The 471-nt window shown below is 67.1% G+C and carries 2 protein-coding genes; both read left to right on the top strand.

What is annotated here, in order from left to right; translation table 11 throughout:
* A partial coding sequence (locus RAD15_RS43705; RefSeq protein WP_458184844.1) for a glutamate ligase domain-containing protein occupies nt 1-312 on the top strand: 312 nt, incomplete at its 5' end.
* Nucleotides 313-332: 20 nt separating this feature from the next.
* Nucleotides 333-471: DUF6356 family protein (locus RAD15_RS43700; protein WP_458184845.1), on the top strand; the 139-nt coding region annotated here is incomplete at its 3' end.

Below are 471 nucleotides of genomic sequence, written 5' to 3'. Positions count from 1 at the left end.
AGCGAGCTGGTCGCGACGCTGGCGGACAAGCTGGGCGCGGAAGACCTGCTCGTCCTGCCCGATCCGGTCTATATGGGCGGCACGGTGAACCGCGAGGTGACCAGCGCCGATATCGTCGCCGACGTCGCCGTCACTGGACGCAGCGCGCTCCACATTCCGGCGCGCGAGGCCGCCGCCGCGCATCTCGTCGCAGAGGCACGGCCCGGCGACCGTATCGTAGTGATGGGCGCGCGGGACGACACGCTCAGTCAGCTTGCCGCGGATATGCTGGCAAGCGTCGCGAACAAGGCTGGCCAGCGCTCGCCGGCGTGATTATCTCCAACCGAAGCGTAATGATGAGGCCCGCCATGTTCCGCCGTCTGTTCCTGGATCACCCGAAATCGGTCGGCGAAAGCTATACGGAGCATTTCGGCGTCGCCTCGCACTTCGGGCTGAAGATGATGTGGGGCGGCGCGCGCTGCACGCTCCACG

The organism is Bradyrhizobium sp. 14AA, assembly GCF_054185205.1.
This window is presented reverse-complemented; position numbering and strand designations above follow the sequence as displayed.